The sequence below is a fragment of the Acinetobacter modestus genome (assembly GCF_014636095.1).
Classification (GTDB): Bacteria; Pseudomonadota; Gammaproteobacteria; order Pseudomonadales; family Moraxellaceae; genus Acinetobacter; species Acinetobacter modestus.
The window spans coordinates 838,907-864,032 of record NZ_BMDV01000001.1; the positions used below are offsets into that span (position 1 = coordinate 838,907).

23 protein-coding genes, 1 other RNA gene and 2 pseudogenes are annotated in these 25,126 nt (G+C 37.1%); 13 read left to right on the forward strand and 13 right to left on the reverse strand.

The genetic code is table 11. The features are described from left to right. Positions 1-55 precede the first annotated feature (55 nt). From IEV17_RS03840 to IEV17_RS03855, 4 genes are all read right to left on the reverse strand, one after another. On the reverse strand, positions 56-451 hold the full coding sequence (locus tag IEV17_RS03840; RefSeq protein WP_004663385.1) for a hypothetical protein: 396 nt from the start codon (positions 449-451) through the stop codon (positions 56-58). Positions 452-836: 385 nt separating this feature from the next. Then, a complete protein-coding gene (locus tag IEV17_RS03845; RefSeq protein ID WP_004663388.1) occupies positions 837-1,178 on the reverse strand; it encodes an FKBP-type peptidyl-prolyl cis-trans isomerase in 342 nt (113 codons plus the stop codon). 19 nt (positions 1,179-1,197) lie between these two features. After that, the gene (locus IEV17_RS03850) at positions 1,198-1,728 is read right to left on the reverse strand and encodes a YaeQ family protein (protein ID WP_004663390.1); all 531 of its coding nucleotides are present in this window, start codon (positions 1,726-1,728) and stop codon (positions 1,198-1,200) included. Between the two features lie 75 nt (positions 1,729-1,803). Further along, positions 1,804-2,817, reverse strand: coding sequence for a CobW family GTP-binding protein (locus tag IEV17_RS03855; protein WP_004663392.1), 1,014 nt, complete (start codon positions 2,815-2,817; stop codon positions 1,804-1,806). A 477-nt stretch (positions 2,818-3,294) separates the two neighbouring features. On the opposite strand from IEV17_RS03855, the gene IEV17_RS03860 reads away from it, so the two are divergent. Next, a complete protein-coding gene (locus tag IEV17_RS03860; protein ID WP_004663393.1) occupies positions 3,295-3,510 on the forward strand; it encodes a hypothetical protein in 216 nt (71 codons plus the stop codon). Positions 3,511-3,643: 133 nt separating this feature from the next. Here the strand turns inward: IEV17_RS03860 and IEV17_RS03865 are convergent, their stop codons facing one another. Then, on the reverse strand, positions 3,644-4,165 hold the full coding sequence (locus IEV17_RS03865; RefSeq protein ID WP_004663395.1) for an acyl-CoA thioesterase: 522 nt from the start codon (positions 4,163-4,165) through the stop codon (positions 3,644-3,646). A gap of 220 nt (positions 4,166-4,385) precedes the next feature. Further along, positions 4,386-5,009, reverse strand: coding sequence for a MarC family protein (locus IEV17_RS03870; RefSeq protein ID WP_004663400.1), 624 nt, complete (start codon positions 5,007-5,009; stop codon positions 4,386-4,388). A gap of 530 nt (positions 5,010-5,539) precedes the next feature. Here IEV17_RS03870 and IEV17_RS03875 point away from each other — a divergent pair. The 4 genes and pseudogenes from IEV17_RS03875 to IEV17_RS03890 all read left to right on the forward strand — a co-directional run. After that, positions 5,540-5,777, forward strand: a pseudogene (locus IEV17_RS03875) (TolC family protein); the annotation flags it as partial. A gap of 219 nt (positions 5,778-5,996) precedes the next feature. Continuing rightward, positions 5,997-6,356: a transfer-messenger RNA gene (ssrA, locus tag IEV17_RS03880) on the forward strand. A 303-nt stretch (positions 6,357-6,659) separates the two neighbouring features. Then, positions 6,660-7,700 (forward strand): DUF6387 family protein, encoded by a 1,041-nt coding sequence (locus IEV17_RS03885; RefSeq protein WP_004663401.1) that lies wholly within the window; start codon positions 6,660-6,662, stop codon positions 7,698-7,700. Between the two features lie 97 nt (positions 7,701-7,797). After that, positions 7,798-8,271, forward strand: coding sequence for a hypothetical protein (locus IEV17_RS03890; RefSeq protein ID WP_004663403.1), 474 nt, complete (start codon positions 7,798-7,800; stop codon positions 8,269-8,271). 80 nt (positions 8,272-8,351) lie between these two features. Here the strand turns inward: IEV17_RS03890 and IEV17_RS03895 are convergent, their stop codons facing one another. From IEV17_RS03895 to IEV17_RS03905, 3 genes are all read right to left on the reverse strand, one after another. Further along, positions 8,352-9,878 carry a DHA2 family efflux MFS transporter permease subunit gene (locus IEV17_RS03895; protein ID WP_004663405.1) on the reverse strand — a complete coding sequence of 509 codons (1,527 nt, stop codon included), beginning with the start codon at positions 9,876-9,878 and terminating at the stop codon, positions 8,352-8,354. 6 nt (positions 9,879-9,884) lie between these two features. Next, entirely contained in the window at positions 9,885-11,033 is a 1,149-nt protein-coding gene (locus IEV17_RS03900; protein WP_004663407.1) for an HlyD family secretion protein, read from the reverse strand. Positions 11,034-11,299: 266 nt separating this feature from the next. Further along, positions 11,300-11,797 carry a thioesterase family protein gene (locus IEV17_RS03905; protein ID WP_004663409.1) on the reverse strand — a complete coding sequence of 166 codons (498 nt, stop codon included), beginning with the start codon at positions 11,795-11,797 and terminating at the stop codon, positions 11,300-11,302. 171 nt (positions 11,798-11,968) lie between these two features. On the opposite strand from IEV17_RS03905, the gene hemB reads away from it, so the two are divergent. Together hemB and thiO are read left to right on the forward strand one after the other, a co-directional pair. Continuing rightward, complete coding sequence (hemB, locus tag IEV17_RS03910; protein WP_004663410.1) at positions 11,969-12,982, forward strand: porphobilinogen synthase; 1,014 nt, start codon at positions 11,969-11,971, stop codon at positions 12,980-12,982. 78 nt (positions 12,983-13,060) lie between these two features. After that, the gene (thiO, locus tag IEV17_RS03915) at positions 13,061-14,182 is read left to right on the forward strand and encodes a glycine oxidase ThiO (RefSeq protein ID WP_004663412.1); all 1,122 of its coding nucleotides are present in this window, start codon (positions 13,061-13,063) and stop codon (positions 14,180-14,182) included. Here the strand turns inward: thiO and IEV17_RS03920 are convergent. Together IEV17_RS03920 and IEV17_RS03925 are read right to left on the reverse strand one after the other, a co-directional pair. Continuing rightward, positions 14,168-15,073 (reverse strand): TIGR01777 family oxidoreductase, encoded by a 906-nt coding sequence (locus IEV17_RS03920; RefSeq protein ID WP_004663413.1) that lies wholly within the window; start codon positions 15,071-15,073, stop codon positions 14,168-14,170. The two genes, thiO and IEV17_RS03920, sit on opposite strands and share 15 nt — an antisense overlap. A gap of 71 nt (positions 15,074-15,144) precedes the next feature. Further along, the gene (locus IEV17_RS03925) at positions 15,145-15,594 is read right to left on the reverse strand and encodes an ABZJ_00895 family protein (RefSeq protein ID WP_004663415.1); all 450 of its coding nucleotides are present in this window, start codon (positions 15,592-15,594) and stop codon (positions 15,145-15,147) included. 673 nt (positions 15,595-16,267) lie between these two features. Between IEV17_RS03925 and IEV17_RS03930 the strand changes: the two genes are divergently transcribed. Both IEV17_RS03930 and IEV17_RS03935 read left to right on the forward strand, forming a co-directional pair. Further along, a complete protein-coding gene (locus tag IEV17_RS03930) occupies positions 16,268-16,645 on the forward strand; it encodes a VOC family protein (protein ID WP_004663416.1) in 378 nt (125 codons plus the stop codon). A gap of 50 nt (positions 16,646-16,695) precedes the next feature. After that, positions 16,696-17,355: a hypothetical protein gene (locus tag IEV17_RS03935; RefSeq protein ID WP_004663417.1), complete on the forward strand. Its 660-nt coding sequence runs from the start codon at positions 16,696-16,698 to the stop codon at positions 17,353-17,355. A gap of 50 nt (positions 17,356-17,405) precedes the next feature. Here the strand turns inward: IEV17_RS03935 and IEV17_RS03940 are convergent, their stop codons facing one another. Next, positions 17,406-18,188, reverse strand: coding sequence for a crotonase/enoyl-CoA hydratase family protein (locus IEV17_RS03940; protein ID WP_004663418.1), 783 nt, complete (start codon positions 18,186-18,188; stop codon positions 17,406-17,408). 164 nt (positions 18,189-18,352) lie between these two features. Here IEV17_RS03940 and IEV17_RS03945 point away from each other — a divergent pair, with 164 nt between their 5' ends. The 4 genes and pseudogenes from IEV17_RS03945 (at position 18,353) to IEV17_RS03955 (ending at position 24,319) form a co-directional block, all read left to right on the forward strand. Continuing rightward, on the forward strand, positions 18,353-19,603 hold the full coding sequence (locus IEV17_RS03945) for an exonuclease SbcCD subunit D (protein ID WP_004663420.1): 1,251 nt from the start codon (positions 18,353-18,355) through the stop codon (positions 19,601-19,603). Between the two features lie 9 nt (positions 19,604-19,612). Next, entirely contained in the window at positions 19,613-23,209 is a 3,597-nt protein-coding gene (locus tag IEV17_RS03950) for an AAA family ATPase (RefSeq protein WP_004663422.1), read from the forward strand. 54 nt (positions 23,210-23,263) lie between these two features. Then, positions 23,264-23,510, forward strand: a pseudogene (locus IEV17_RS17125) (hypothetical protein). Positions 23,511-23,746: 236 nt separating this feature from the next. After that, positions 23,747-24,319 (forward strand): hypothetical protein, encoded by a 573-nt coding sequence (locus tag IEV17_RS03955; RefSeq protein WP_004663423.1) that lies wholly within the window; start codon positions 23,747-23,749, stop codon positions 24,317-24,319. Positions 24,320-24,343: 24 nt separating this feature from the next. Here the strand turns inward: IEV17_RS03955 and IEV17_RS03960 are convergent, their stop codons facing one another. Then, the gene (locus IEV17_RS03960) at positions 24,344-25,063 is read right to left on the reverse strand and encodes a hypothetical protein (protein WP_004663424.1); all 720 of its coding nucleotides are present in this window, start codon (positions 25,061-25,063) and stop codon (positions 24,344-24,346) included. Between the last annotated feature and the right edge of the window lie 63 nt (positions 25,064-25,126).

Below are 25,126 nucleotides of genomic sequence, written 5' to 3' on the forward strand. Positions count from 1 at the left end.
GATTAGGTTCCTAACACGATACGTATTAAGAACCTAATGAGCTAAATATAAAAGCTTAATATTGAATGAGCTGAAAATTTGGATGCTCAGAAAGTTGTTGTAAATAATAACGTTCTTTTTGATAAAAATATTTATATAAGCGATTTACCCATTCACCACGACGGAAAGTCTGAATCTTTTTATTCACGCCATCATATTGTAGCAAGACGACATTCCCTTCTAATGGAGATAATAAGGTAATCTGATAGTCAGGATGTGAATGCTGATGTGAAGGACTCAGCTCTCGGAGAATCTCGACCTTGTTCTCTCCATCCATCCAATAATGTTTATCAATCAATGCTTTTTCATTGACCCAAAAACCATTTTCAGCGCCATTATAAGTATTAATCAAGAAAAAATTATGTAATTCTTTTAATAGCTCAGAAGCGGTAATATCCAAATAATCATTCATAGCTGCCTCACTCACTCAAATTTTTGGTGCTCGTTAACACAAGCATAGATTTTTTATAATTTACCTCGCCATGTTTATGAATCTGCTGATCATGGATGGCAACATTAAAAGCAATTTTTCCAAAAGGTAAATTAACATCACATTTTTTATAAAAACTTTGATTCAGAATACATTGCTCTTTCTTTAAAAGATATACAGAACCGTCTATAGAATCAATAATTTTAAGCAGATTGTTGCAAAAAGCAGATTAAAATAAAAATATTAAAAATCAATATATTAGAATTAAATCATTTTTTTGATTTGTATTGTTTTTGTACTTTTTTTTGCAAAGCATGAATTAAGCAATCAAATCAATGCCATCATACTTTGCATCATTGAGACTAAATCACTCGTTGCGAGTTTTAACATCAAATAATTCAATTTCAAAAATCAGATTTGAATTTGCTGGAATAATTTTTCCCATTTTGCGTTCGCCATAAGCTAAATGTGCAGGTATGATTAATTTACGCTTCCCACCAACGCGCATTCCCATGATGCCTTGATCCCAACCTTTGATTACTCGTCCAGTACCGATCACCGTCTCAAAATAATTCCCGCGGTCAATTGAAGAATCGAACTGAGTACCATCTTCTAACCATCCCGTATAGTGTGTTGTGATTAAAGCACCTTTAACAGCTTCTTTACCTTCACCCACTTTTAAATCAATAATTTGTAATTCAGCGCTCATTTTTTACTCCCAACCTGATTTATTGCAATTGTAACCATTGAATATCGACTTGACCTTTATCGCTCAGCAAAGTCCACTCTCCATCCATAATATTAAGCTGTAATTGCATCGTGCGTTCACATAAGCCTTCAAGTGCCTGTGTAGTCTGAGGCGCTAATTGCCAGACCTCCACATTACTCAAAGTCTTAATTTTGGTATTTTTTTGCCACCAATCAGCAGCTTGTGAGCCATAAGTAATCACAGCCACTTTTTTACAGCGAGCACTGGCTTTTTTCACTTTATCTTCAGATGGACAACCGACTTCAATCCAATTTTCTAAAAGCCCTGTTAAATCTTTTTGCCATAACGCAGGCTCATCCGTTTCAAACAAATCTTTGGTGAATTCTAATCGCTCATCGGCATAACGGGCGTAAGCAAGAATACGAACCATCAAACGTTCAATAGTCTCTGACGGATGTAAGGCAAGTGTTAGCTGATAATCTGCATAGATATGCTGATCCATATTGGCAATATTCAGATCTGCCTTATATATTGTTGCTTTTAGCGCCATAAAAAATACTCTTAAATACGGTGTACTCAAATTTGGCGCTAAGCATACTCTATTTTATTACAGAAAATATCGGCTTTAATCATTTTGAGCATCAGTTAGATCAAGACGACAATTTAATAATTGTGTTTCAAACACCAACCAATCTTGTTCGGATTGGCAAATAATTTCAATTCGATTATCAATACTCTCTTCGGCAGACTTATAGTTAAATTGTTGAGGATTGAAGTTAAAACTTTTCCAACCTTGATCCGTATTAAATATGCCTTTGATGCGGACCCAATTTTGTTGCGTACACAACAAATCTAACAGTTCAAAAAATTTAAATTGCCAGCGTTTAGGCAATTTCCAACCTGCAACGGTATAACCTTGAGCTGTTTCTAGATAATGATATGGAAGTTGTTTGATTTCTAACGGAGGCTCAATAGCCTGTGTTTGTTGTAACTTGAGTAAAGGTTGGATCTTACGCTGTACAGGTTGTTGCACAATATCAATCTGAGACAATTCAATTTTGCCACACTCAACTTCAATCCAATGCTGGACATAAGTGTCATATTCTTGTTTTAAAGCTGCATAGGCTTGATGATCTGCTATTGTCATACAATCAATATGTGAGAGGACTACAATTTGTGCAGATTTCAGTTGATCGGTATATAAATTCTGTTTAACCCAATCTTCATCATGTAGACGACTCCCATCCACGACAATCACCAAAGCACGCATTGCTAAACTACTTTGCCAATGTGGCTCGGTCAATTGTTCCAATAATTGTGCAGGATGACCTAAACCCGTCGGTTCTATAAATAAACGATCAGGTTTACTTTCACTGAGTAAGCGAGCCAGTGCAATTTGCATAGGAAGTTGACTGCTACAGCACAAGCATCCACCAAGTAGTTCTTTGACAGCATATCCTTGTTGTTGGGTAATCAGTTGTTGATCAACACCTATTTGCCCAAACTCATTCATTAGAACAGCCCAAACTTCGTTTTCAGGCTTTTGGGTTAATAAATGCTGTAATAGCGTTGTTTTACCTGCACCTAAAAAACCAGAAATAATGTGAGTAGGAACAATTTTGGGAGCAATAAACTTCACGATTTACTCGCATTAAAAATTTATTTCATTCTAAAGAGAAAAATATGCGAAATAAAATAAAGAATGAAATTTATGTAATAATTCAATTAAAACAAAAATAAAGAGAATAAAATCACAGAATTAATCTAAAAATACTATTTAAAACCAAGATATAAATGTTTTATCCAATTATTAAACTATTTGCAAAAGAAAGCTCTTGTTTAAAACACGTAAAATCGCAGATTATTTTTTAATCAAAAATACATATTTATATACATTTTATTGATAGGTTCAGGCATTTAACTTTACAAGCGCATCACAAAACCGCGTTTTATGATGCTCCATTGTTAAGCTTACCGTAAAAGATTGTTAAGAATATTGCTGTAAAAAACTTAGGCACTTAGCATAAACCTCATGCAGAAATTCAAGATTTGTTCTCACTCATATCTCGAATTGAAGCTGTAATTTTTTAATTAAGTTCAAATATGGATGCCAAACATGAAACTCATTAAGACTTTAATTGCGACAACATTTGCTTTAACAGCGGCAACAACATTTGCAGCTTCAGCTCATGACAAATCACATAGCACCAAAACCACCGAAGAGAAAGTCGTGGTATCAACTCAGGAGCAACCTGAAACTCTAAATCCAGCTACGACAGACACCACAGCAAGTGATGCAGCAACAACAGCTGCTCCGACGGCTAGTAAATAATTTGATCTTCAGGTTCCTCCAGACCCTTTAGAACAACATTTGTAATGATCTGACTCATCTTTACAAATAAAAAAAGATCGAACCATGCTGCGGTTCGATCTTTTTTTAGATCACTAGGAATGTGATGAATAAATCAACACTGGCTAGATTTCTTGAAAATACTGCAAGAAGGTTGCTGTACTTCTTGTAGACGTAGGTCTTTACGCTGTTCTGCAGCTTCGAAACGACAACGCTTCCAATCTGTATCTAATTTTAATGTCGGAACAACTTTAGGTTTACGCTCCTCATCCACAGCAACCATGGTGAAATAGCATGTATTGGTATGTCTGATTGTACGCTTTTGAATATTTTGTGCTTCTACACGAATGCCGACTTCCATAGAAGTACGTCCTACATGATTAACACTCGCTAAAAATGTGACCAATTCACCAACGTAAATTGGCTCTTTAAAATTAACTTTATCAACAGACAATGTCACAACATAACTGCCTGAATAACGGCTTGCACAAGCATAAGCAACTTGGTCAAGCAGTTTTAAAATTGCTCCACCATGAACATTACCTGAAAAGTTTGCCATATCAGGTGTCATTAAAACTGACATTGTAAGCTCTGACTGATCATCAGGTGCTTGGTTCAATTGATCTAATGGATACATAGGAGAACTCATAGGAGAATACAACATGTGTATTATCGTTCATTCCTCAACGTAAAAATACGTATAAATGTATAAAACATCATCAACTATTTTTATGATAGATCGAAACATTATTTCAGTAGGATTACATATAGACCCTTTTTATTAGATTTTATCTAAAATTAACAATGTGTTATTAACTAGATAAATACTCATCATACAAAATTTTATATCTGATAATTTAATTTAAATTTGTAGATTGAATGAGTCCTATCACACCATTAACGATCATATCAACAGCAATTGTACCTATCAGTAAAGCAGATAAACGCCCCATAATGTCAAAGTAACGATCAATATACTTCGCATGCTTGTAGCGTAAATGATCGTGTCCGTATTTCATCGCGATAAGAATACTGCAAGTTAATGCCAATGTAAGAGCAATCACAGCAATTGCTCCTCCAAATGGAACACTCACGCCTGTGACAACCGCAGCACTAATTGTTCCCGGTCCGATCATAAAAGGCATAGCAATCGTACCTGCCAAATGCTCAGGAGCACCACGCATTTCACCGATTGTTTCTGCACCCTGAAACACATAACGATAACCAATTACAAGAAAAATTAATCCACCAAATATTTGGAAAGATTCAAATCTTACATTTAGATAGCGACTAAAAATATTCTCGCCCCCCCATGCAAATAATGCAAAAACAGCAAAAGCAATTAAGCTGCCTTGAATCAATGCTTTATTAAATACTTTTACATCGGTATTCCGAATCATCCCGACCATGTAGACACTCATCAGGAACGGATTCAATAGTGAAAAAAACAATGCAAATGCATGGATATAGGGTGAAAACATAAAACTCCAGTTATTACGATTAATACTTAAACTTCGTTCTACTTAAAGTAACTGAGAATAGAGTTTCAAAACGATTCCAACTGATTAATCAAACAATGAATGCAAATGCTGCAATTCAACACTTAAAAACAGTATCATCGCTTGAATCCACCTATCTTCAATTAGTTAATTTTTAAAAACTCATAAGTGATACAGGCAAAAAGTGCGATCAAATAAACAGCTAAAAACTGATAAATAATTTTTATGAACCGTAAAATCCTAAAAACTAACCAGTTTGAATATGTTCGCATATTCATATTTCTTTAAATTTGTAGCGCTGTATATAACTAGTATTGAAAATGTAAAAAGGCGATAAAAATATTTATCGCCTTCTATTTCATAAAAAAAACATTAAAAGTGAAAAGACATTCTTTTAAGGTTCATCACCTAAACCAAAACCGCCGAAAGTAGGACTTTCAGTATCACCCTCACCCAAATCAAAACCGCCAAACGGTTTGAAATGTAAAATAAGGATTTAATCAGTATATGAACTGTCTGATCAGCGTATTTGGGATGAGCAAATACAGGCACAAGGTCAAGCACTTACTTCATCCCGACATGCCAATCAACTTTCACATTTGCGTTATCGTGAAGGCAGTATCAGCTATCTGGATGTGATTGATTCTGATCGGAGTATCTTGCAGCAGGAGCTTGGCTACACAACTTCATGGTAATCGAATGATCACCAGTGTAGACCTCATCCGTGCTTTAGGTGGTGGGTGGCATTAACCTAATTTTCCGAGTCATATGCTGTTGTTTTAATGAAGGGATATAAATGTATATTCCTTCTTTGAAGTTCTAATTTAACTAAACGTTAAAAAGCTAATTCTTTAAAGATATGCAATTAATTTATGATTTCAATTAGATTGGTTTTTAACCACAAACCTCAAAGCCTGTAAATTTAGATTTAAATTTTCAATATTTATGCTATGATGCTCGTTCATATATGGGGATGTTATTGGCTTCGACGCTGGTGATGAAGCTCATAGATGCATGCCGAGAGCGCATTTTCTCTCGTAAATAAAATTTGCATTTTAATAGTCGCAAACGACGAAACTTACGCTCTAGCTGCCTAAGGGCAGCTTGTCCGCTTCACTGAATACTTGTGGTCAGTGAACCCGACCGAAGCGCACGCACACAAGTCCGTATAAAGTCAAGCCTCGGGGCTTTATACCAAACTTAGAGGATCGCGCCTTGTACCCTGTTCGTCGGGTCGCTTGGTGTTAAAACAATAGACGATATCTAAGCATGTAGTATTCTCGAGTGTAGTGCTGGCGGACGCGGGTTCAACTCCCGCCATCTCCACCAAATACTTAAATTTGTGTGCTGTTACATGATGGTATACAAAATAAAAAAGGCTTGAACTGTAATGGTTTAAGCCTTTTTTATTGCAAACGAATAAGCATTTACTTCATTTGAATTAAGTTCTGTGAATAGCTCATTGTATTAACTAGTTACTACGACAAAAGATGACGTATATTTAAAATTAATATTCTGGTATATAACTCAGTATAATTTATAAGCGCTTTGTTCAATCTAACTAGAGGGCAGAAAGCAGAACCCTCTTTCCAATTAACTTAACTATTTATAGATATATTTTGAAAGGCTTTAATGGGATATATTAAATTTAAAACAGAAATACCAAATTGGTTTTCCTTAGAACAATATATAGGAAATGAATTAGGTGCGAAAGATATCCTACCTAATCTGGTCTACCGTAAAATTTTATATGGTTTTATAACAAATAAATTAACAATTGAGGTAGCTAGCAAAAAAGATTGTTTCTGTAATGATTTCATATTTGAATTAAAAGGAAACCTAAAATTATGCAGCAGTAAATTTGATGGTAACGATAAGTACCAAAGAGAAGAAATAATTAAGTTTATGTTTGAATGTATTAAAAAAAATCCTCTTGATCCTTTATCAAAAGAAAATTTTAATAATAATTCTTTTTTTGAACCTATAAATATGTGCTTTGAAATATTCATGAATGGGTTTACTCAACATACAGTTACAAAACCTATAAATGAATTATCTTCTATTGACTTAGCTAGAAACTACTTTTCTCAACCTAAGACATATAGAAATTTTATCAAAAGAGAAATTCTTGCTTTTGGTAATACTAGAAATGATGAAAATGAACAAGAGCTTCTATATTCTCATGATGAAAAAGATACTCTAACCTCTGAAATTGTTGATGATTGTAGAAGTTCATTCTTTTCAATGAATGTGAAAAAGATGCGAAATAATAATTTAGTTGATAACCCACTTATTGAAGTAAATTTAAACTTCACAAATACTTTTTTGATCAGGCAATTTGAACAATGGTTGAATAAAAAACGAATACAATTATCAAATAACAATATTTCTTATTATGAAGATCTATTAGATGCCGATCCAAATACTTTAGTAAATAAGATTAATGAATATAGAGTTTTCGCATATTTAGATTTATGTTTTTGGGAAGCTATCGAAAAGCATAAAATTAAAAAATCAGTTTTGGCTATCATCTTATTTCCAAATGGTGAAAAAGGAGAAAGCATTTTTAAGAATCTCAATGAAAATTTCTTACCGCCATTAATGATTTCCAATCATTCTAAAGAGTTACGTAGACTTATCAGCTTATATAACTTAGAAAATATTGATCTGTAATTTTTTCCATTTTTTTTAATTATATTTTTTTCCTTTCCTAACCTACTTTAAAAAAACATACTTACTCCATCAAGCACTGTCTTATGGAGTTAAGCAAATGCAACCAATCAAAATCACCTACAATCAAGCCCTCGAACTATTAAATACCCAACATAATGTTTTACGTTTACTTGCAGAATGTAAACATTCCAATTCATATCCAATTCACTATTTTCCTAGCGCCTATACATTTCAGATATTGGTAGATTACGCTAAATTTCTAACATGGTATGAAAAACGAAAAACCCAAATATTACACAACACCAATATGACCTTTTCTGACCAAGTATCAACAATTCATCAAAGTTATAATTATTTAGTAACTCAAAATGTATTTAAAGAATTGAATCTATTGTACTTACAAGCCAAAACTCAGAAAGAAATTGGATCATTTCATGGTAAAGGCTTAAATGAGCATAAATATAGAATGAAATATTTAAATCAAAAAATATCAAGATATGAGGAAAATCTACAACTAAAACTTTGGGAACATATCAATGAGCTAGATAGTAAAAAACCAAAGCCAAAATAAACATTCATATCAGATTTAGATAAAAAAACTCGGATGAATAAATCCGAGTTTTTTAAAGAAAATTTAATTATCTATCAAAATTAATGTGGTGCGGGTCCACCCGTAATTGCTTTAGGTTTTGGACTCATCCAAATTAATGCACTCGCAAAAATAAATACAATTGCCAATAACATAAACACATGATTAGCTGAAATCGTAATCGCTTCTTTATCGACTAAATTTGCAATCGTGGCGAGTGTTGCATCAGGTGAAAAACCATTTTGCAACAAGGTATTTTGAACTTCTTGTGGGTGCAAATTATTCACCATTTCACTACGAGCTACCTTCGTGTGGTCATCCCAAATTGTCACTGCAATTGAAGCACCAATCGCCCCTGCCATTGTTCTCAAAAAATTCATCAAACCTGCGGCAGAAGCCATTTCTTGAGGTAAAACAGAGCCCATTGCAATATTCGACAGCGGAATAAAGAAAAATGGTACAGCAAAACCTTGCAAGATTTGTGGCCATGCTAATGACATAAAGTCTGCATCTGTAACCCAAAAAGCTCGCATGACCGTAACCACACCCAACAATGCTAATCCAAAACTAGCCAATGCTCTTGGGTCATATTTGGTTGATAACTTGGCAACAATTGGCGACATCGTCAAACTACCAAAACCCATAGTTGCAGTCAGATACCCTGCCCACGTGGCGGTATAACCCAAGTTAATTTGTAACCATTGAGGAATAAGGACAATACTGCCAAAGAACGAACCAAAACCAAAAGCGAGTGCAAGCACAGAAACTGCAAAACCACGGTGTCTGAACACATACAGGTTAACCACAGGATGCTTTTCTGTGAGTTCCCAAATCATGAAAACAATAAAACCAACAACTGCCGTTAATGCCAATACAATAATACTGGTACTGTTAAACCAATCTCGCTCATGCCCAAGGTCTAGCATCAATTGTAAAGCACCAATCCACAAGACTAACAAACCTAAACCAACTGCATCAATTCGTAATTTCTCAGTTTTAGTTTCTGCTACAGACAGCAAGCGGATGGATGCTAATACACAGAAAATTCCAACAGGGATATTAATAAAGAAAATCCAATGCCATGACAGATTATCACTAATAAGTCCGCCTAAAATTGGTCCTAAGATCGGTCCAATCACGGTTGTCATCGCCCAAAGTCCCATTGCCTGTGCATGTTTTTCTGGTGGGAAAATTCGCATTAACAAGGTTTGACTGAGTGGCATGAGTGGACCACCACAAAGTCCTTGACCAATACGGAAAAATACCAACATTTCTAATGAGGTTGCTAAACCGCATAAAAATGAAAAGATAGTAAAGCCGATTAACCCGAAGACAAAAACTCTAACTGTGCCAAAACGTCCAGCTAACCAACCTGTGAGTGGAACACAGATCGCTTCTGCAACGGCATAAGAGGTAATCACCCACGTCCCTTGTGAACTAGAAACAGCTAAGTTCCCTGTAATATGGGGGACTGAAACGTTGGCAATAGTGGTATCGAGCACCACCATAAAGTTGGAAAGTGCAATGACAAATGCGGCGAGCAGTAACCGCCCGCCGCTAAGTTCTGCAAAAGGATTCTGCGTTTTCATGGCTGATTACTTCGATGCGAGATCAATGTCCGCTTGCATCGACAACCCTACACGCAATGGATGTTCTGCAAGTTCTTTTGGATCAAGCGTAATACGTACAGGTAAACGCTGTACTACTTTAATCCAGTTTCCTGTCGCATTCTGTGCTGGAATCAAGGCAAATGCTGCACCTGTCCCACCAGAGAAGCCCTGAACCGTCCCGTGATAAACCACATCATCACCATAGAGGTCTGAACGAAGCGTTACTTTCTGCCCTGCTTTCACTTTAGCAAGCTGACTTTCTTTATAGTTTGCATCGACATACAGCGCAGATACAGGCACCACTGACATCATCACAGTACCTGGTGCAACACGTTGTCCAATTTGAATATTCTTGCGTGTCACCACACCATCAACAGGCGCACGAATAACGGTACGCTCTAAATCAAGCGTTGCTTGCTCAACATGGGCCTTTGCAACCAAAACATCAGGTGTTGATGCTTCATTTGCCCCTTGAATCAATGCTTCATTTGCAGCAAGTGTACTTTCTGCGGCTTTACGGCTTGAGGTTGCTTGGGCTAAACCCGCTTGAGCTAAATCTAAGTTTGCTTGTGCCGTCGATACTGCACTTTGCGCTTTGCTCAATTCCTCTTTAGAAATCGCTCCTGAAGCAGCAAGTTCATTACGGCGCTTTAATTCTAAGTTAGCTTTATCAAAATCTGCTTGCGCTTTACTTACTTGTGCTTGTGCACTATTAATTTCATCATTGCGAACCACAACTTGAGAATTCAATGAGCTACTATTCGCTTGGCTTTGCTTGTATTGACGTTGCGCTTTTGCCAATTCGGCTTGTGCTTGTGCCAACTGGATTTTGGCATCACGCTCATCTACACGAACGAGAACATCACCCTTTTTAACTTGTTGAGTATCTTTCACCAAAACTTCAGCGACTTGTCCACTCACCATTGAGGTGATTTGTGCCGTTTCCGCACCAACATAAGCATTATCGGTACTGACAGCATGATTAAAGAACAACGCCCAAATAGCATACAAAATTGCTGCAAGGATAAGAATAAGTGCGAAAAATCCTAAAAACTTTTTACGTTTTGCTTTCATTGCATCATCTGATGCCGTATCAGCAGCAATATCTTGTTGATTAGCTTGGGCGTCAGTCATATGTTATTCCTGAAAATTAAAGGGATTTTTAACTTTTGGTTTAATCAGCAGATCAGTCTAGTTTTTTTAACTTAACCAATTGTTAAAACCTAAGATCAAAATACAAACAAAAATTTAAATCGCATTTTAACGATAAAAAATCATATGACGAGAATAAAAAAAATAACTGATGCGTTCAATTCTTATATTTTGATAATTATTTTTACTTCACTTTCATTTAAACAATAAAAAAGCGTCAAAAGACGCTTTCATATCGAACACTATACTTAAAAGGCGTAAGAAGCGATTGCAGTTGCAATTGGCTTAGCTTCATCATTGAGCATGGTCATACGCATGGTACAGCCTTTGCGGCCTAAGCGTAATGTTTCCGCACGTGCAGTAAAAAACTGACCACGACCCGGAGCAAGATAATCAACACGCATATCTACAGTTGCTAAACGCGATACTTTCTTAATCGTGTCGGGTAAATCTTCAGGGGTTGCACGGCGATAAAGTTGTTCCATGGCAACCACGCCACCAATACTATCCAGCAATGTCGCAGCAACACCACCATGCAAAATTTGGAAGGCTACATTACCGACCAACTCAGGCTGCATCTCGATATAACCTTCAATTTGATCATCAACAACGCGCATGCTCATGCCACAATGCTTAAAAAATGGTGAAGAATTAAATGCTTTACAAAGCTGCTTTAATACCACGTCATGATCGGCTTTAGCACCTAACTGAATATTGCCTGTCCAGTTTTTCTTTACATCATTCATACGCTGTCTAAATCCAAAGGAACGATAAACATCCCATTATTTTGTACAAATCTAAAATTATGGGGCTACAATAGCGAGGATATTTAATTGAACTTAGCCGCTAAGCTCTCCCTAGCATGACTTAAATATTTCAATTATTCCTATAGTGTAATACTGAACATCGAGATTGTTATGACTTATACGTTCAATCGTCCCGCTTTTCCCGCGACTCGCATGCGCCGTATCCGTAAAAATGACCAACTTCGTGCCATGGTCAGTGAAACACAACTCACAGCTAATCATTTGATTTATCCAGTATTTGTATTACCGGGACAACAACAAACTCAAGATATTCCAAGCATGCCAAATGTGCAGCGTCTATCTGCTGATTTATTACTCAAAAAAGCAGAAACTCTACTCGAACTCGGTGTTTCAAAGCTTGCTTTATTTCCAGTAACGCCACAAGAAGACAAAAGTTTAACGGCGGAAGCTGCATGGCATGAAGATGGTTTGGTTCAAGCCACTTGCCGCTTACTGAAAAAAGAATTACCAGAAATGGTATTGATTACCGATGGTGCACTTGATCCTTATACCACTCATGGTCAAGACGGTATTATTGATGAAACTGGCTATGTTTTAAATGACGAAACGGTAGAATGCCTAGTCAAACAAGCCTTAAGCCATGCGCAAGCAGGTGCTGATGTTGTTGCTCCAAGTGACATGATGGATGGACGCATTGGTGCGATTCGCCACGCACTTGAACAAAATGGTTTTATCTATACCAATATCATGGCGTATTCAGCAAAATATGCTTCAAGCTTCTATGGTCCTTTCCGTGATGCAGTGGGTTCAGCAAGTAATTTAAAAGGTGCAAATAAATATAATTATCAAATGGATGTCGGTAATCGTGCCGAGGCATTGCATGAAATTGCACTTGATATTCAGGAAGGTGCAGATATGGTGATTGTAAAACCGGGTATGCCTTATCTGGATGTCGTTCGTGAAGTGAAAGATACTTTTGGTGTACCCACTTTTGTCTACCAAGTCAGCGGTGAATACGCCATGCTTGCAGCGGCGATTCAAAATGGTTGGTTATCTGAAAGCGTGATTTTAGAGTCATTGATGTGCTGTCGTCGTGCGGGTGCAGATGGTATTTGGACCTATTTTGCCGAAGATGCTGCACGTAAACTCAAAGAGATGAGATAGCAATCTTCCTTGCTGAGCTAAAACACTCGTCACCTCTTTAATATCAAAGAGGTGAATTTTTAAATTGGTTTAATTTTTATGCATATTGCCATTATTGGTGCGGGTATTAGCGGCTTGATGTCAGCATTAGAACTTGCTGAACAAGGTTGCTCTGTTGATATTTTTGATCAACAACAAGCAGGTCAGGCTGCCTCATGGGCAGGCGGCGGAATTCTTTCCCCGATGTATCCGTGGCGTTATGCACCAGAAGTTAATCATCTTGCTCAATACGGTAAATCGCTGTATCAAATGTGGAATGAAAAACTTCTGCCTATCACGGGGATTGATTTTCAAATCCACAATACAGGCATGCTGATTTTCGATCAGGAAGACTTTGATGTAGGACTGAATTATGCCAATCAATCTCAAGAACCCATGCAACAGTGCGATTTGTTAGATCGCAAACAACTTGAACAAATTAATCCGCATATTTCAGAAAAATTTCAACAAGCCATCCATTTTCCGCAACTGTCGAATGTACGTAATCCTCGTTTATTACAATCTCTCATCAGCTATCTTAAACAGCATCCTTTCGTTCGTTTTTTTGAGCACTGCTCGATTGATCAACTGATTGTTAAAAATAAAACGGTACATGGAATACAAACTTCAAATAGTCAAAATTTTCATGCTGATCATGTTGTTCTGACCTCGGGTGCATGGAGTCAATATTGGGAAGAACACATACATCGACAAATTCCTGTGCATCCCATACAGGGGCAAATGCTGCTGTTCAAAACACCTGAGAACTGGTTGCCTACCATGTGTATGAACCGTGTGATGTATCTCATTCCACGTCAAGATGGTCATATTGTCTGTGGTTCCAGTATGGCTGACTGTGGTTTTAGTACGGCTGTAGATGAGCAAACACAGCAAGATATTTTAAGCGCATGTTTAGATATAGTCCCTGAATTAAAACAATTCCCCATCGTAAGCCGTTGGGCAGGTTTACGTCCTAGTTCACCTCAGGGAATTCCTTATATTGGTGAAATGCCTGATATAGCCAACTTATGGGCAAATTTTGGACATTTCCGTAATGGTCTATGTATGGGTGCTGGTTCAGCGCAATTGTTACGTCAACTCATTTTAAAACAAGTGCCTATTGTTGACCCAAGTGCCTATTCACCAAGTCGTTTGAAGAAAAAAAATTTAGTGATCCAATAAAATTTCCGTTAAGGCTTGCTCTAAATTGGAGTACTGAAATTTAAAACCATGAGTGAATAATGCCTGAGGCATTACATATTGACCATTTAAAATTAATTGTGATTGTTCGTCTAATGCTAATTCAAACAAGCATTTAGGCATTGTAATAAAAGGTTTACGTTTCAAAACTCGTGCAGCAACATCAGCAAAAGCTTGTTGATTCACTTGCTCTGGTGCTACTAAATTGTAAACTTTTTGATCAGCCTGTAATTGAAGTAAAAAAATAATTGCTCTTAAAACATCTTGAATATGAATCCAAACAACGGGTTGTTTGCCTGACCCAATTTTAGCAATCATATTCAATCGAATCGGTAACAACATTTGCGGCAAGATTCCGCCATCACCAAAAACCACCCCTAAGCGAATAATTTTAGTATTTTGTTGAGTAAATTTAAGTGCTGTTTGTTCCCAAGCCTGACAAAGCTCTGACATAAAGATTGCTTGTGGCGGTGTATTTTCATCACAGATTGCCGTCCACTTTTCTTGAGGATCAATCCCGTAATAACCAATTGCCGAACCAGAAATAATACATTGGGGGAAGATGCTTTTTTGCTGTAACCAATGATAAAGTTTCTCCGTCATGGCCACTCGGCTTTGTATCAGTTGTTTCTTTCTTTGATCAGTCCAACGTTTTTGACCTATATTTTCACCAGCCAGATTAATCACATAATCAATTTCAATGACTTTAATTTCATCTAAATCATTCACCCATGTTAAATATGAATCATAAGAAGCTTTATTTTTTTGTCGTGTCAGTGCAATCACTTGAAAATTATTTTTCAATAGAAAAGGTAAAAGATGAGAACCAATAAACCCACTTGCACCTGTCACCAATACCGTCATTTTTTTCATGGACTGATCTATCAAAAATGAATCGTATTAAAAGTTTTAGCAGAATACAGGTGAATTACAAGTGAACTTTATTACCCGTTAAACATCTTATTTGCCATTCTTTGTGCTTGTGCGCCATAAAACCAATACGTAATTAAAAATAACGGTGCTGCGATCATCAACCAAATTGCAACAACAGTAATTAAAAACATGGGTTGGTTGAAATATAAAATAAAATTTTGCCAAATTTCTGGATCTTTACGTGCAAAAATAAACAATCCTAAAAGTAAGCCACATGCATTGTAACCCCAAAAAATTAGGCTAAATCCAAGGCTTAATCGTTTCTTTTCCGAGAGGGTTGGTGCGCGATGTTGTTTTTTTAGAAATTTGAATAAAACAAAAATCATTGCAATTAAATAAGGAATGGCTGTAAGCACTCCTCCAATGTTATTAGGTAAAATTGCAGCGATGACTCCAGCGATTAGGCTAGAAATCAAGCACACAATAAAAAACCAAAGGTAATACAAACGCAATGAAATCATGTAAATAAACCAAATCTAATCTACTTCAAAAATAATTATAAATTTTTTTCACTTTTTTTTCATTTTTATGTCAACCAATCCACACCAAGCAGCGTTATATAGGGTACAAGGTCGCAGCAACCGAATGTTCATTGCACGGCATCCGCAATATTTTCGGTGACCTTTCATTATGACTCTCCATCTTTAACAATGGCTTTGTTAGCAGCCAAAGCCGTTGAAAAAGATTTTGACCGACGATTTATCATCACTCGAATCGTCGGTTTTTATTTGCCTATCATTTTAGTTTGACCGCATCTAAGCAAAATTTTTCGTCATGAATTCACTTTCTTGAAATAAAGAAACTGTCAAAGATTACCAAGTCCACATTTTCTAAAATTTAATTAAAAATGCACATAATTTTTTGAGTAAATTCCTTCAAATCATAGAACCATTTTTTTAAGCTTAAGTTATTCCGAGATCATATACAAAATACGATTTTGCTATTGGCTCAAGGTCTGACTACTTTAAATGTGCATGATCACATGCAATATTCTACTTTTATATAAATTAAGTAGTTGATCTTGATTTAATCAAAGAATTTTTAACTAAAGCAGCTCGCTTACATAAATCTTTATGAATCATCGGCTCGATCTATTTAGAATAATTTATAAACAAAAAGGATAAGGATACCGCGATGAATACGATTACTTATTTTGAAATTCAGTCATCAAATCCGCAACGTGATGCCCATTTTTACCAATCTTTATTCGGCTGGCACTTTGAGAAAGTAGAAGGTTTAGCTATTGAATACTATCGTATCGAAACAGAAGGTATCCACGGCGGTTTACTACAACGCCCTGTTGCAACACCGCCGACTGGATACGGAACAAATGCGTTTACTTGTACTATTGAAGTTAAAAACTTTGATGAAACTGCTAGTAAAATTTTAAGTTTGGGAGGCAAAGTCGCTATGGAAAAATTTGCTATCCCAAACCGTTGTTGGCAAGGTTACTTTCTTGATTTAGATAATAATGTCTTCGGTATATGTGAAATTGATGAGAATGCAAAATGACAATGCTATACTAAAATTTCATAAAATTAAGCAAGTTAAGCACTATAAAAATGAAATGTCCAAACTGTCAGGTTGACGTTGTAAATGAAAATATCAATATCCAAACGGATATGGGGAAATGCCAAGTTTGCAATCATATTTTTCGTGTTTCTGAAAATTTTGATACGCCATCATATGCGTTTGATATCAATCAACCCCCAAGCGGTACTTGGTATAAAAATAATATGCAAGAAATTAAACTAGGCGCAACGCTGAGAAGCCCGATTGCTTTCTTTCTAGTGCCTTTTATGTTGATTTGGTCTGGTGGTTCGCTAGGTGGAATCTATGGAACTCAAATCGCAAAACAGCAATTTAGCCTCTTACAAAGTCTATTTGGTATCCCATTTCTGATTGGAACCATTATTTTTGGTTCGCTTACACTGATGATGCTATTTGGTAAAATTGAGCTCACCATTAATCAACAAGGCGGACGTGTATTTACGGGAATTGGCAGAATAGGAAAATCAAAATATTTTAATTGGAATGATGTTAGTCGAATTAGAGAAAACCGTTCAACTAACTCATCCAATAAACAACAAGCCCAAATTATCATTGAGGCAAATCAACCTATCACATTTGGTCTTGGACTCGCTCCAGAAAGACACCACTACTTATTTCATGCATTGAAAAGAATACAATCACAATATAAGCCTGAAAGAAGGAAAATCTAAATGACTCCGTCGATAAGCAAAATAAACTTCAGATGAACTCAAACCAAAGCTTACTCACCTTTAAACTGTGGTGGACGTCTCTCAAGCATCGCACGTACGCCTTCCTGAGCATCTTGCGATGCAAACAATGGCTTGAGGTAACTGTCCATATTCTGAAATGCAAAAACCTCTCCCTGAGTGACTGCATCAGTTGCTGAAGCCAACAATGCTTGTAATGCAAGTGGCGCAGCAATACAAATTTCTTGGGCAATCTCGATAGCCCGATTAAGTTGGTTGCCCTTAGCAACAATTTCAGAAAGCAAATTCAGCTCATTGGCTTTTTGGGTATCAAAAGTTTTTCCTGTCAATAAATAAGGCATGGCTTTTTGCCAACCTGCAGCCTGCACAAAACGCACTGTTGCTCCACCAAAAGGCATTATTCCGCGTAATACTTCAAGCTGACCAAAAATCGTGTCTTCGCTAGCGACAACAACATCTGCATTCAACATCAACTCTACCCCAGCGGTGTAACAAATCCCTTGCACCGCAACAACGACAGGCTTAGTTCTATGCCGCCCTCCAACACCCCAAGGATTAATTTGTCCTTCTTCAAAACTAAAAATCCCTTGAGGGATTTTGGGCTGTAATTCAACAAGATCTAATCCCGCAGTGAAATGATCACCATGTGCAAAAATGACAGCACAACGTAGTTTAGGATTATTTTCATATTCAGTTAAAGCTAAAGATAAATCTTCAATCATATGACTATCAAAAGCATTGCGTTTTGCCACTCGGTCTAAACCAATTAACATAATATGATCCATGATTTCACGGCTTACTTTTCCTAAACTCATTCTTTTATTTCCTGTTTTTTAGTAATAATGTTGGTAACAAACTAGTTGATCATTTCCGAATGATCAAGACATATCTTGTCTATGTTATTCAACGCTACAAGGCTCTACTTTTTGGCTGAATACGTGCTACCTTATTCTGGTTTATTTTATGTTTAGATTCATTTATGACTGTGCGTTTTTTTCATACGTCTGACTGGCATTTGGGGCAGTTTTTTTATAATCATTCCCGCCACTACGAACATGAACAATTTCTGGCATGGTTACTTGAGCAAATCAAAGTAAAACAACCGCATGCCTTATTGATTGCGGGCGATATTTTTGATGTGATTAACCCTAGCTCACAGGCACAAAAACAACTATATCAATTCCTTGCCGATGCCCATGAAGTTGCTCCACAGATGCAAACCTTAATGATTGCTGGCAATCATGACTCGGGTTATCGGATTGAACAGGTTGAGCCTTTATTAGAAAAATACAATGCCAAAACGGTCGGTGTAATTCGCTGGAATAAAGATAAAAGCCTCGATTTAGACCGTCTAATTTTGCCGATTTATGATGAGCAAAAACAGACAGTGGCGTGGTGTATTGCCCTGCCATTTCTACGTTCAGCTGAAATCACAGGTTTTAATGAACACACCACCAACAGCCAAAATGCAATTGCTTATCTACACCAACAATTAATTGAAGAAGCCAAACGCCGTAAAACTGATGATCAGGCCTTAATTCTAATGTCACATGCGCATATGCAAGGTGGAGAAACTTCCGATTCAGAGCGGCCGATTATCATTGGCAATGAAGAAGCTCTATCTACGGCGCTGTTCGATGACAGCATTGATTATGTGGCGCTGGGTCATTTACATAAACCACAAAAAGTACAGCATCCACATATTCGTTATAGCGGTTCACCAATTCCTTTGTCATTTAGTGAAATCAACTATAAACATCAAGTGGTCGAGGTCAGGATTGACCCCACAAAAAGTGAAGCTTCATTTAGCTTTGAAGCTTTAGCGATACCACGAAGTATTCAACTGCATAAAATTAAAGATGAACTGGCAGCAGTCATGCAACATCTTCGCAATCTGCCAAATGAACCGATCGAAAATCTGGAGCATCGTGAATATGTTGATATCGAATATCATACTACGACGCCACCACAGCCTAATCTACGACAACAATTTGAAGATGCCTTGCCCAAAGATCGTTATCGACTGGTTCGCATTTCCAGACAATATCTCTCCAATGAAAGTAATGCCGAGAGCAGGCAGAGCATTAGCTTGGAACCACCTACACCCGAAAAACTATTTCAGCAAATTTGGGAGAAAAAGGGCTATCACGCCGATGATGAAGCCACTCAAGACTTTATGAGTTTGGTCGCAGAAGCACAAAAGCAACTTGAAGATGATCAAACTGTTTAAGGACCTGCCATGAAAATTTTATCAATTCGACTGAAAAATTTGGCATCTCTGGCAGATGAGCATTTTATTGATTTTGAAACTGAGCCTTTGGCCAGTGCGGGACTGATCGCCATTGTCGGAAAAACTGGCGCGGGTAAATCCACGATTTTAGATGCCATGTGTCTGGCATTATTTAATAAAATTCCACGCCTCAAAGAAAGTGACGGCAAGCTATTAGATGTCGATGGTTCGGAACTACTCACGAACTCCCCTTTAACGGTTCTACGTCGTGGCACTGGACATGGTTTTGCCGAACTGTGTTTTGTGGCACAAGATCAGAAGCATTACCTCGCACGTTGGGAAATTAAACGTGCCCGTGAAAATGCCAGTGGCAAACTACAAAGTGTGCAACGTTCACTCAAATGCCTGACTGATGGCGTGGTAATTGCAGATAAAACCAAAGCGGTTGAAGCACATATTCAACAGATTACTCAACTGAGTTTTGAGCAATTCACTCGTGCAGTACTCTTGGCACAATCGGAAGTGACCGCATTTTTAAAGGCACGCGATAATGAACGTGGTGAATTACTCGAATATCTGACCAACTCCAGTATTTTTGCCAAAATTGGGCAACTGGCTTTTGAAAAGACCCGTGAAATCAGTAACCAACGCAAACAACTGGAAAATGTTTTAGGTCATATAGAAATTCGTTCAGATGAAGAAGTTGCCGAATTACAGACTCAATTTCAGCAGATACAACAACAGGTTCAACAGTTGGAAGCCGACAAAGTTCAGCTTAATCAACAGCAACAATGGTTTGAACAGCGACAGAAACTCAAAACTGAAATCACACTAAAACAGCAACAGCATGACATTCAAATTCAAGCACATCAGGCTTTAGCCGCAGATCGCAATCGACTAAGCCAACTCGAAACCTTTTCAGGCATTCGTCCGATTGTGTTCCAACAGCAACAACTGGAAAAAGCACTGCAACAGCTTGAACCACAGATTCAACTCAAGCAGCAGCACTTTACCGCTGTAAGTACCCAATTTGAGCAAGAAAAAACAGCTTATACACAGGCTGAAACGGCCTTACAGCAATTTCAGAGTTTTGAACAAAACCATCAACCTGAACTCACCCAAGTCCGTAAATATGTACAGGAACGTGAATACATTGCCGATGAATATAAAAAAACCAAAGTTCGCTTAAACCAAAACGAAGCGCAACAACAACCATTACTTGAGCAACAGCAGCAGTTTGAACAAAGTCGCCACAGTCTATCCATACAACAACAAATCTGCTCTGAACAGCTGCAACAGAGCGCACAATTCTCCGCTTTAGATAAAGGCTTGAATGCACATCTGCAGCAACTAAAGCAATTTATTCAGCAGTATCAAAAAGTCGAGCATAATTTAGGTCCGATTCAACAGGCTCAGTCCAAGCTTGAACAAGATCAGATCGTATTGAATGAGCTCATTCAAAAATTTGGCACACCACAACAGATTGAAAACCAAATTGAGCAGAAACAAAAACTCAGAGAGCAACAACAGGCTCGACTAAATCAACAGGATATTATTCAACAAAAATTGCAGCATTATTTTGAACTTAAAAAAGAACATGATGAACTAAGCCATAAGCTCAGTAGCACGCAGCAACAACATCAGCAGCTTGATCAACAACTGCAAACTAGCCAAGGCGAATTCCAGTCTGCCAAAACTGAACGGGAAAAATTGCAGCAAATGTTGCAACAACAGCGTTTATTACATGCTGAAAATATTGAACATCTGCGTGCAGAACTCAAACACGGTGAAGCCTGTCTGGTCTGTGGCAGCACCGAACACCCCTATCGTGATGATGCCAGTCAGCTCTCCAAAGCCTTGTATGAGCTACAACAACAGCAAGAGCAACAGGCGATTCAACAAGAGCAACAATGCTTTCAACTTTGGCAAAACACACAGCAGCAATTTACCCAGATTCGTACCGAACTGACGCAATTGCAATCTGCCATGCAACAAGCGGATGACAAATTCAAGCTGCAACATCAGGAATTAGTCAAACATGCAGCACAGTTCGAGAGCCAGTTAGATTTAACTCAGTCGCATGCGGAAATCACTACAGTTCAACAGCAATACATCAATGAGGCAACCCAGTTCAAACAGCAGATTGAAATTGAATTACAGCAACTGCATCAGGCCAATAAAGACCACTATCACCTGACTCAAACGATTCAAAATATCCGTTATCAACTCGAAAGCGTACAGCAGTCACAGCAACAGATTCAACATGTTGTAGATTGCCTGAGCAGCGATGAACGAGGCTTATGGCAGCAGCAGACGCTAAGCTACACCCAACAGTTAGCACAACGTTTACAGCAACGCGCTCAACAACTTGAACAAGCTGAAACACTCAGCAAACAACAGCAGCAGCTTGAACAGCAACTGAATCTATTAAAATCCAATTTAACCAGCTTGATTACTCAACATACGGAGTTTAGCCTGCAACTCAAAGATGTCGAGATTAAAGGCAAACAAAATACAGACTCAGCGCATCAACTGATTGTGGCAATGACAGGTTTAACCGAACTTAAAGCCAATGAATGGTTAAACCAACACGATCAACAGCGTCAGCAACTCCAAAATCAATATCAGCAGATCAAGCAAGGTTTTGAACAGGCTCGTCAAAGTTTTGAACAGCAGAAAAATGAACTGGAACAGCTCAAAGCCCAACAGCAGCAACAACAATCTACCCTCATCCAATCCAAGACTGAAATTCGAGCATGGTTAGACCAGCATGCTGAATTTGCAGAACATCAATTAGCTGATTTACTTGCTATTCGAGCTGAACAAGAACAGCACATTCGAACATCGCTACAACATGCAGAACGCTTGCTCAATGAAGCCGCCTCTGCCCTAAAAACATTGCAACAGCAATTACAGATACATCAGCAACAACAGCCACCCATCGAATACACTCAGTTGCTTGAGCACATCCACCTCAATCGTGAGAAGCTACAACAGCAAGGCGAACAACGTGATCAGTTCAAACTGAAACTGGAACTACATCAACAAAACCTTGCCAAGCAAAAGCAATTTGCAGATCAAATTCAGCAGATTCAGCAGCAGGAACATCGCTGGAATAAAATTTCCAGTTTAATTGGCGATTCTAAAGGTAAGGATTTCCGTGATTTAGCCCAGCAATATAATCTGGATATTCTGCTTGAATATGCCAACCAACAACTCAGCATGTTGTCACAGCGTTATACCTTAAAACGTTTGGATAACTCCCTCAGCCTAGCCATCATTGACCATGATATGGATGGAGAAACCCGTTCAGTGGCTTCTCTGTCTGGTGGTGAGTCCTTCCTCACTGCCTTGGCAATTTCTTTGGCAATTGCCAATATGGCCTCTGGTTCCATGAAAATCGAATCCCTGTTTATTGATGAGGGCTTTGGGACGCTGGATGCCTCTTCTTTACATATGGTAATGAATGCTCTGGATCAATTACAAAGCCAAGGTCGTAAAGTGGTGTTAATCTCGCATATTCAGGAAATGCATGAGCGGATTCCTGTACAAATTCAGGTACAGCCGATTGGCTCAGGTTCGAGTCGGATTGAGGTGGTCGGATAAATATAATCATGCTTACGGAAAGCGAAAATGGAATAAAATGACCTCTTTCAACTTATATCAATATTCAAACGTATTTCTGATCAGCAACTTGTGGAATAAGTTTGTCTATATCGCTTAGACACAAAAACAATATGCTGTCTTATGCACTAATTTTTATAATTCTACTTATTCAAATGATGATCATACTTATTTTAAAAAACTAACCATTGAGTTACTACTTGAGGAATCGCCTAAATCTCGTTGTAAATGGTTTTCTTCAATTCAAAAAGTGATTGAGCAACATGATTTAGATTTCGGCTAATTTTTCTAATCAAATAACAAAAATTAGTTTTACTTCACATATTCATAAATATACTAACCGATTCAGCTAAAAGTTATTATTTCCCCTCATAAACTTAACCAATAGCATTAGTAATGAATTACTTTAATTATTATTTTAAAAACGACATCTAATGTCGTATTCACTTAGAAAGAGATTGTTGTTTCTCATAATATTGACTATTTTATCAAAAACATTAATTCAATATGAGAATTTTTATGGCTGCAATTAAGCTGAGTGATGAGGAAGCTAGTAATTTTTTTACTGAACAAATTGGCAAAAATCACCCTTTCACGATTCTTCATCCAGAAATATTAAAAGAACAAATTTATCAAGCTGCCCTATATTCCAAGCAAAACCAAGGTACTCATATCCCTGTGATTGTGCGTTTTCGGATTGAATTTTCTTATTTTCAGCCTCGCTTAAAACGATATTTCAATATTCATTTATATATACGAGCTACGATAGATTTTTATTGGAATAAAAAAAATAAAGGAGATGAAATCAGCCGGACTTATTTTACAACTGATTTTTATCTAAGAACCTATGACTTTTTTGATGTCCAAACTGAAAAAAAATATCATTTCTGTCTTAAAAACCCATTTGAAGTTCCAAATTTTTCCGCTACACCTACAATTTATCGCCAAGTGGATTCTTTGATTTATTTTTTAAAATATCGCTTACCAGACATTAATGAAAACTTGATTCATTTTATTGACAGTGAAAAATTCAAAACCACACTATTTCTTGATTTTGAACGTCCAATCAACCAACAAATTAATGCCTTGTAAAAACAAGGCATTATTGAAAGTAAATTATTCTTTGTCCGCAGGAAAAGCTTTAGGTGGCGGTGCATATTTAGATGAATCTTTTATTTCATCTTTTGAATCAGGAGATTCAAGTTGATAAATTGCTGTTCCAATAATACCTGTATTCTGAATTGAACCATGATCTGAATTTGTAGCATAAGCATCTTCTGGTGAACTGAATGTAAAAGAAGCAACCGCAGAATCACTCTTACGAAAACCTTCTATTTGAACTGTGCTATGTGGATGTAATACATAACCAGAATTATTGCGTGAAGCAATACTTCCATTTAGTACATCCATACCATCTACACTTGCAACCACTTCATAAGTGTTGTCGGTATGATTTTCATATTTTAATTGATAGATCTGGCCATTTTTACCTGAAAGATAATAATTTTGACCATCTCTATATAAGGGGAGCTCTTGATTATTATCATTAACAACAGAAAAACTAATTTTCCCAGCTGCTAAAGAAATACTATTCACCATTTTGCCTTGATATTGTTTATTGGCATAACGAATTTCTGATTCAGCAATCGGCTGTTCAGATAAACGCGCCAAATTCACCTCAGTCACATGTGAAGTGACTTCATCTCCCCATTTTGTACCTAGTTTTTCATCTGCTGTAACTTGGGCATTCTGCTCTGTAACTACATCTTCTTTTTTACTGCAAGCAGCTAAAAATAAACATAAAATAAATGAGATTAAGAAATAGATTTTTTTCATTTAAATTAACCCTAAATTAAGTTCTTATCATTATGAGCAAATAATTTTTAATCGCTTAATATG

Coding starts and splice junctions, on each gene's coding strand:
- IEV17_RS03840 (WP_004663385.1), bottom strand. CDS start 451: ATGAATGATTATTTGGATATTACCGCTTCTGAGCTATTAAAAGAATTA.
- IEV17_RS03845 (WP_004663388.1), bottom strand. CDS start 1,178: ATGAGCGCTGAATTACAAATTATTGATTTAAAAGTGGGTGAAGGTAAA.
- IEV17_RS03850 (WP_004663390.1), bottom strand. CDS start 1,728: ATGGCGCTAAAAGCAACAATATATAAGGCAGATCTGAATATTGCCAAT.
- IEV17_RS03860 (WP_004663393.1), top strand. CDS start 3,295: ATGAAACTCATTAAGACTTTAATTGCGACAACATTTGCTTTAACAGCG.
- IEV17_RS03865 (WP_004663395.1), bottom strand. CDS start 4,165: ATGTATCCATTAGATCAATTGAACCAAGCACCTGATGATCAGTCAGAG.
- IEV17_RS03870 (WP_004663400.1), bottom strand. CDS start 5,009: ATGTTTTCACCCTATATCCATGCATTTGCATTGTTTTTTTCACTATTG.
- IEV17_RS03885 (WP_004663401.1), top strand. CDS start 6,660: ATGGGATATATTAAATTTAAAACAGAAATACCAAATTGGTTTTCCTTA.
- IEV17_RS03890 (WP_004663403.1), top strand. CDS start 7,798: ATGCAACCAATCAAAATCACCTACAATCAAGCCCTCGAACTATTAAAT.
- IEV17_RS03895 (WP_004663405.1), bottom strand. CDS start 9,878: ATGAAAACGCAGAATCCTTTTGCAGAACTTAGCGGCGGGCGGTTACTG.
- IEV17_RS03900 (WP_004663407.1), bottom strand. CDS start 11,033: ATGACTGACGCCCAAGCTAATCAACAAGATATTGCTGCTGATACGGCA.
- IEV17_RS03905 (WP_004663409.1), bottom strand. CDS start 11,797: ATGAATGATGTAAAGAAAAACTGGACAGGCAATATTCAGTTAGGTGCT.
- hemB (WP_004663410.1), top strand. CDS start 11,969: ATGACTTATACGTTCAATCGTCCCGCTTTTCCCGCGACTCGCATGCGC.
- thiO (WP_004663412.1), top strand. CDS start 13,061: ATGCATATTGCCATTATTGGTGCGGGTATTAGCGGCTTGATGTCAGCA.
- IEV17_RS03920 (WP_004663413.1), bottom strand. CDS start 15,073: ATGAAAAAAATGACGGTATTGGTGACAGGTGCAAGTGGGTTTATTGGT.
- IEV17_RS03925 (WP_004663415.1), bottom strand. CDS start 15,594: ATGATTTCATTGCGTTTGTATTACCTTTGGTTTTTTATTGTGTGCTTG.
- IEV17_RS03930 (WP_004663416.1), top strand. CDS start 16,268: ATGAATACGATTACTTATTTTGAAATTCAGTCATCAAATCCGCAACGT.
- IEV17_RS03935 (WP_004663417.1), top strand. CDS start 16,696: ATGAAATGTCCAAACTGTCAGGTTGACGTTGTAAATGAAAATATCAAT.
- IEV17_RS03940 (WP_004663418.1), bottom strand. CDS start 18,188: ATGAGTTTAGGAAAAGTAAGCCGTGAAATCATGGATCATATTATGTTA.
- IEV17_RS03945 (WP_004663420.1), top strand. CDS start 18,353: ATGACTGTGCGTTTTTTTCATACGTCTGACTGGCATTTGGGGCAGTTT.
- IEV17_RS03950 (WP_004663422.1), top strand. CDS start 19,613: ATGAAAATTTTATCAATTCGACTGAAAAATTTGGCATCTCTGGCAGAT.
- IEV17_RS03955 (WP_004663423.1), top strand. CDS start 23,747: ATGGCTGCAATTAAGCTGAGTGATGAGGAAGCTAGTAATTTTTTTACT.
- IEV17_RS03960 (WP_004663424.1), bottom strand. CDS start 25,063: ATGAAAAAAATCTATTTCTTAATCTCATTTATTTTATGTTTATTTTTA.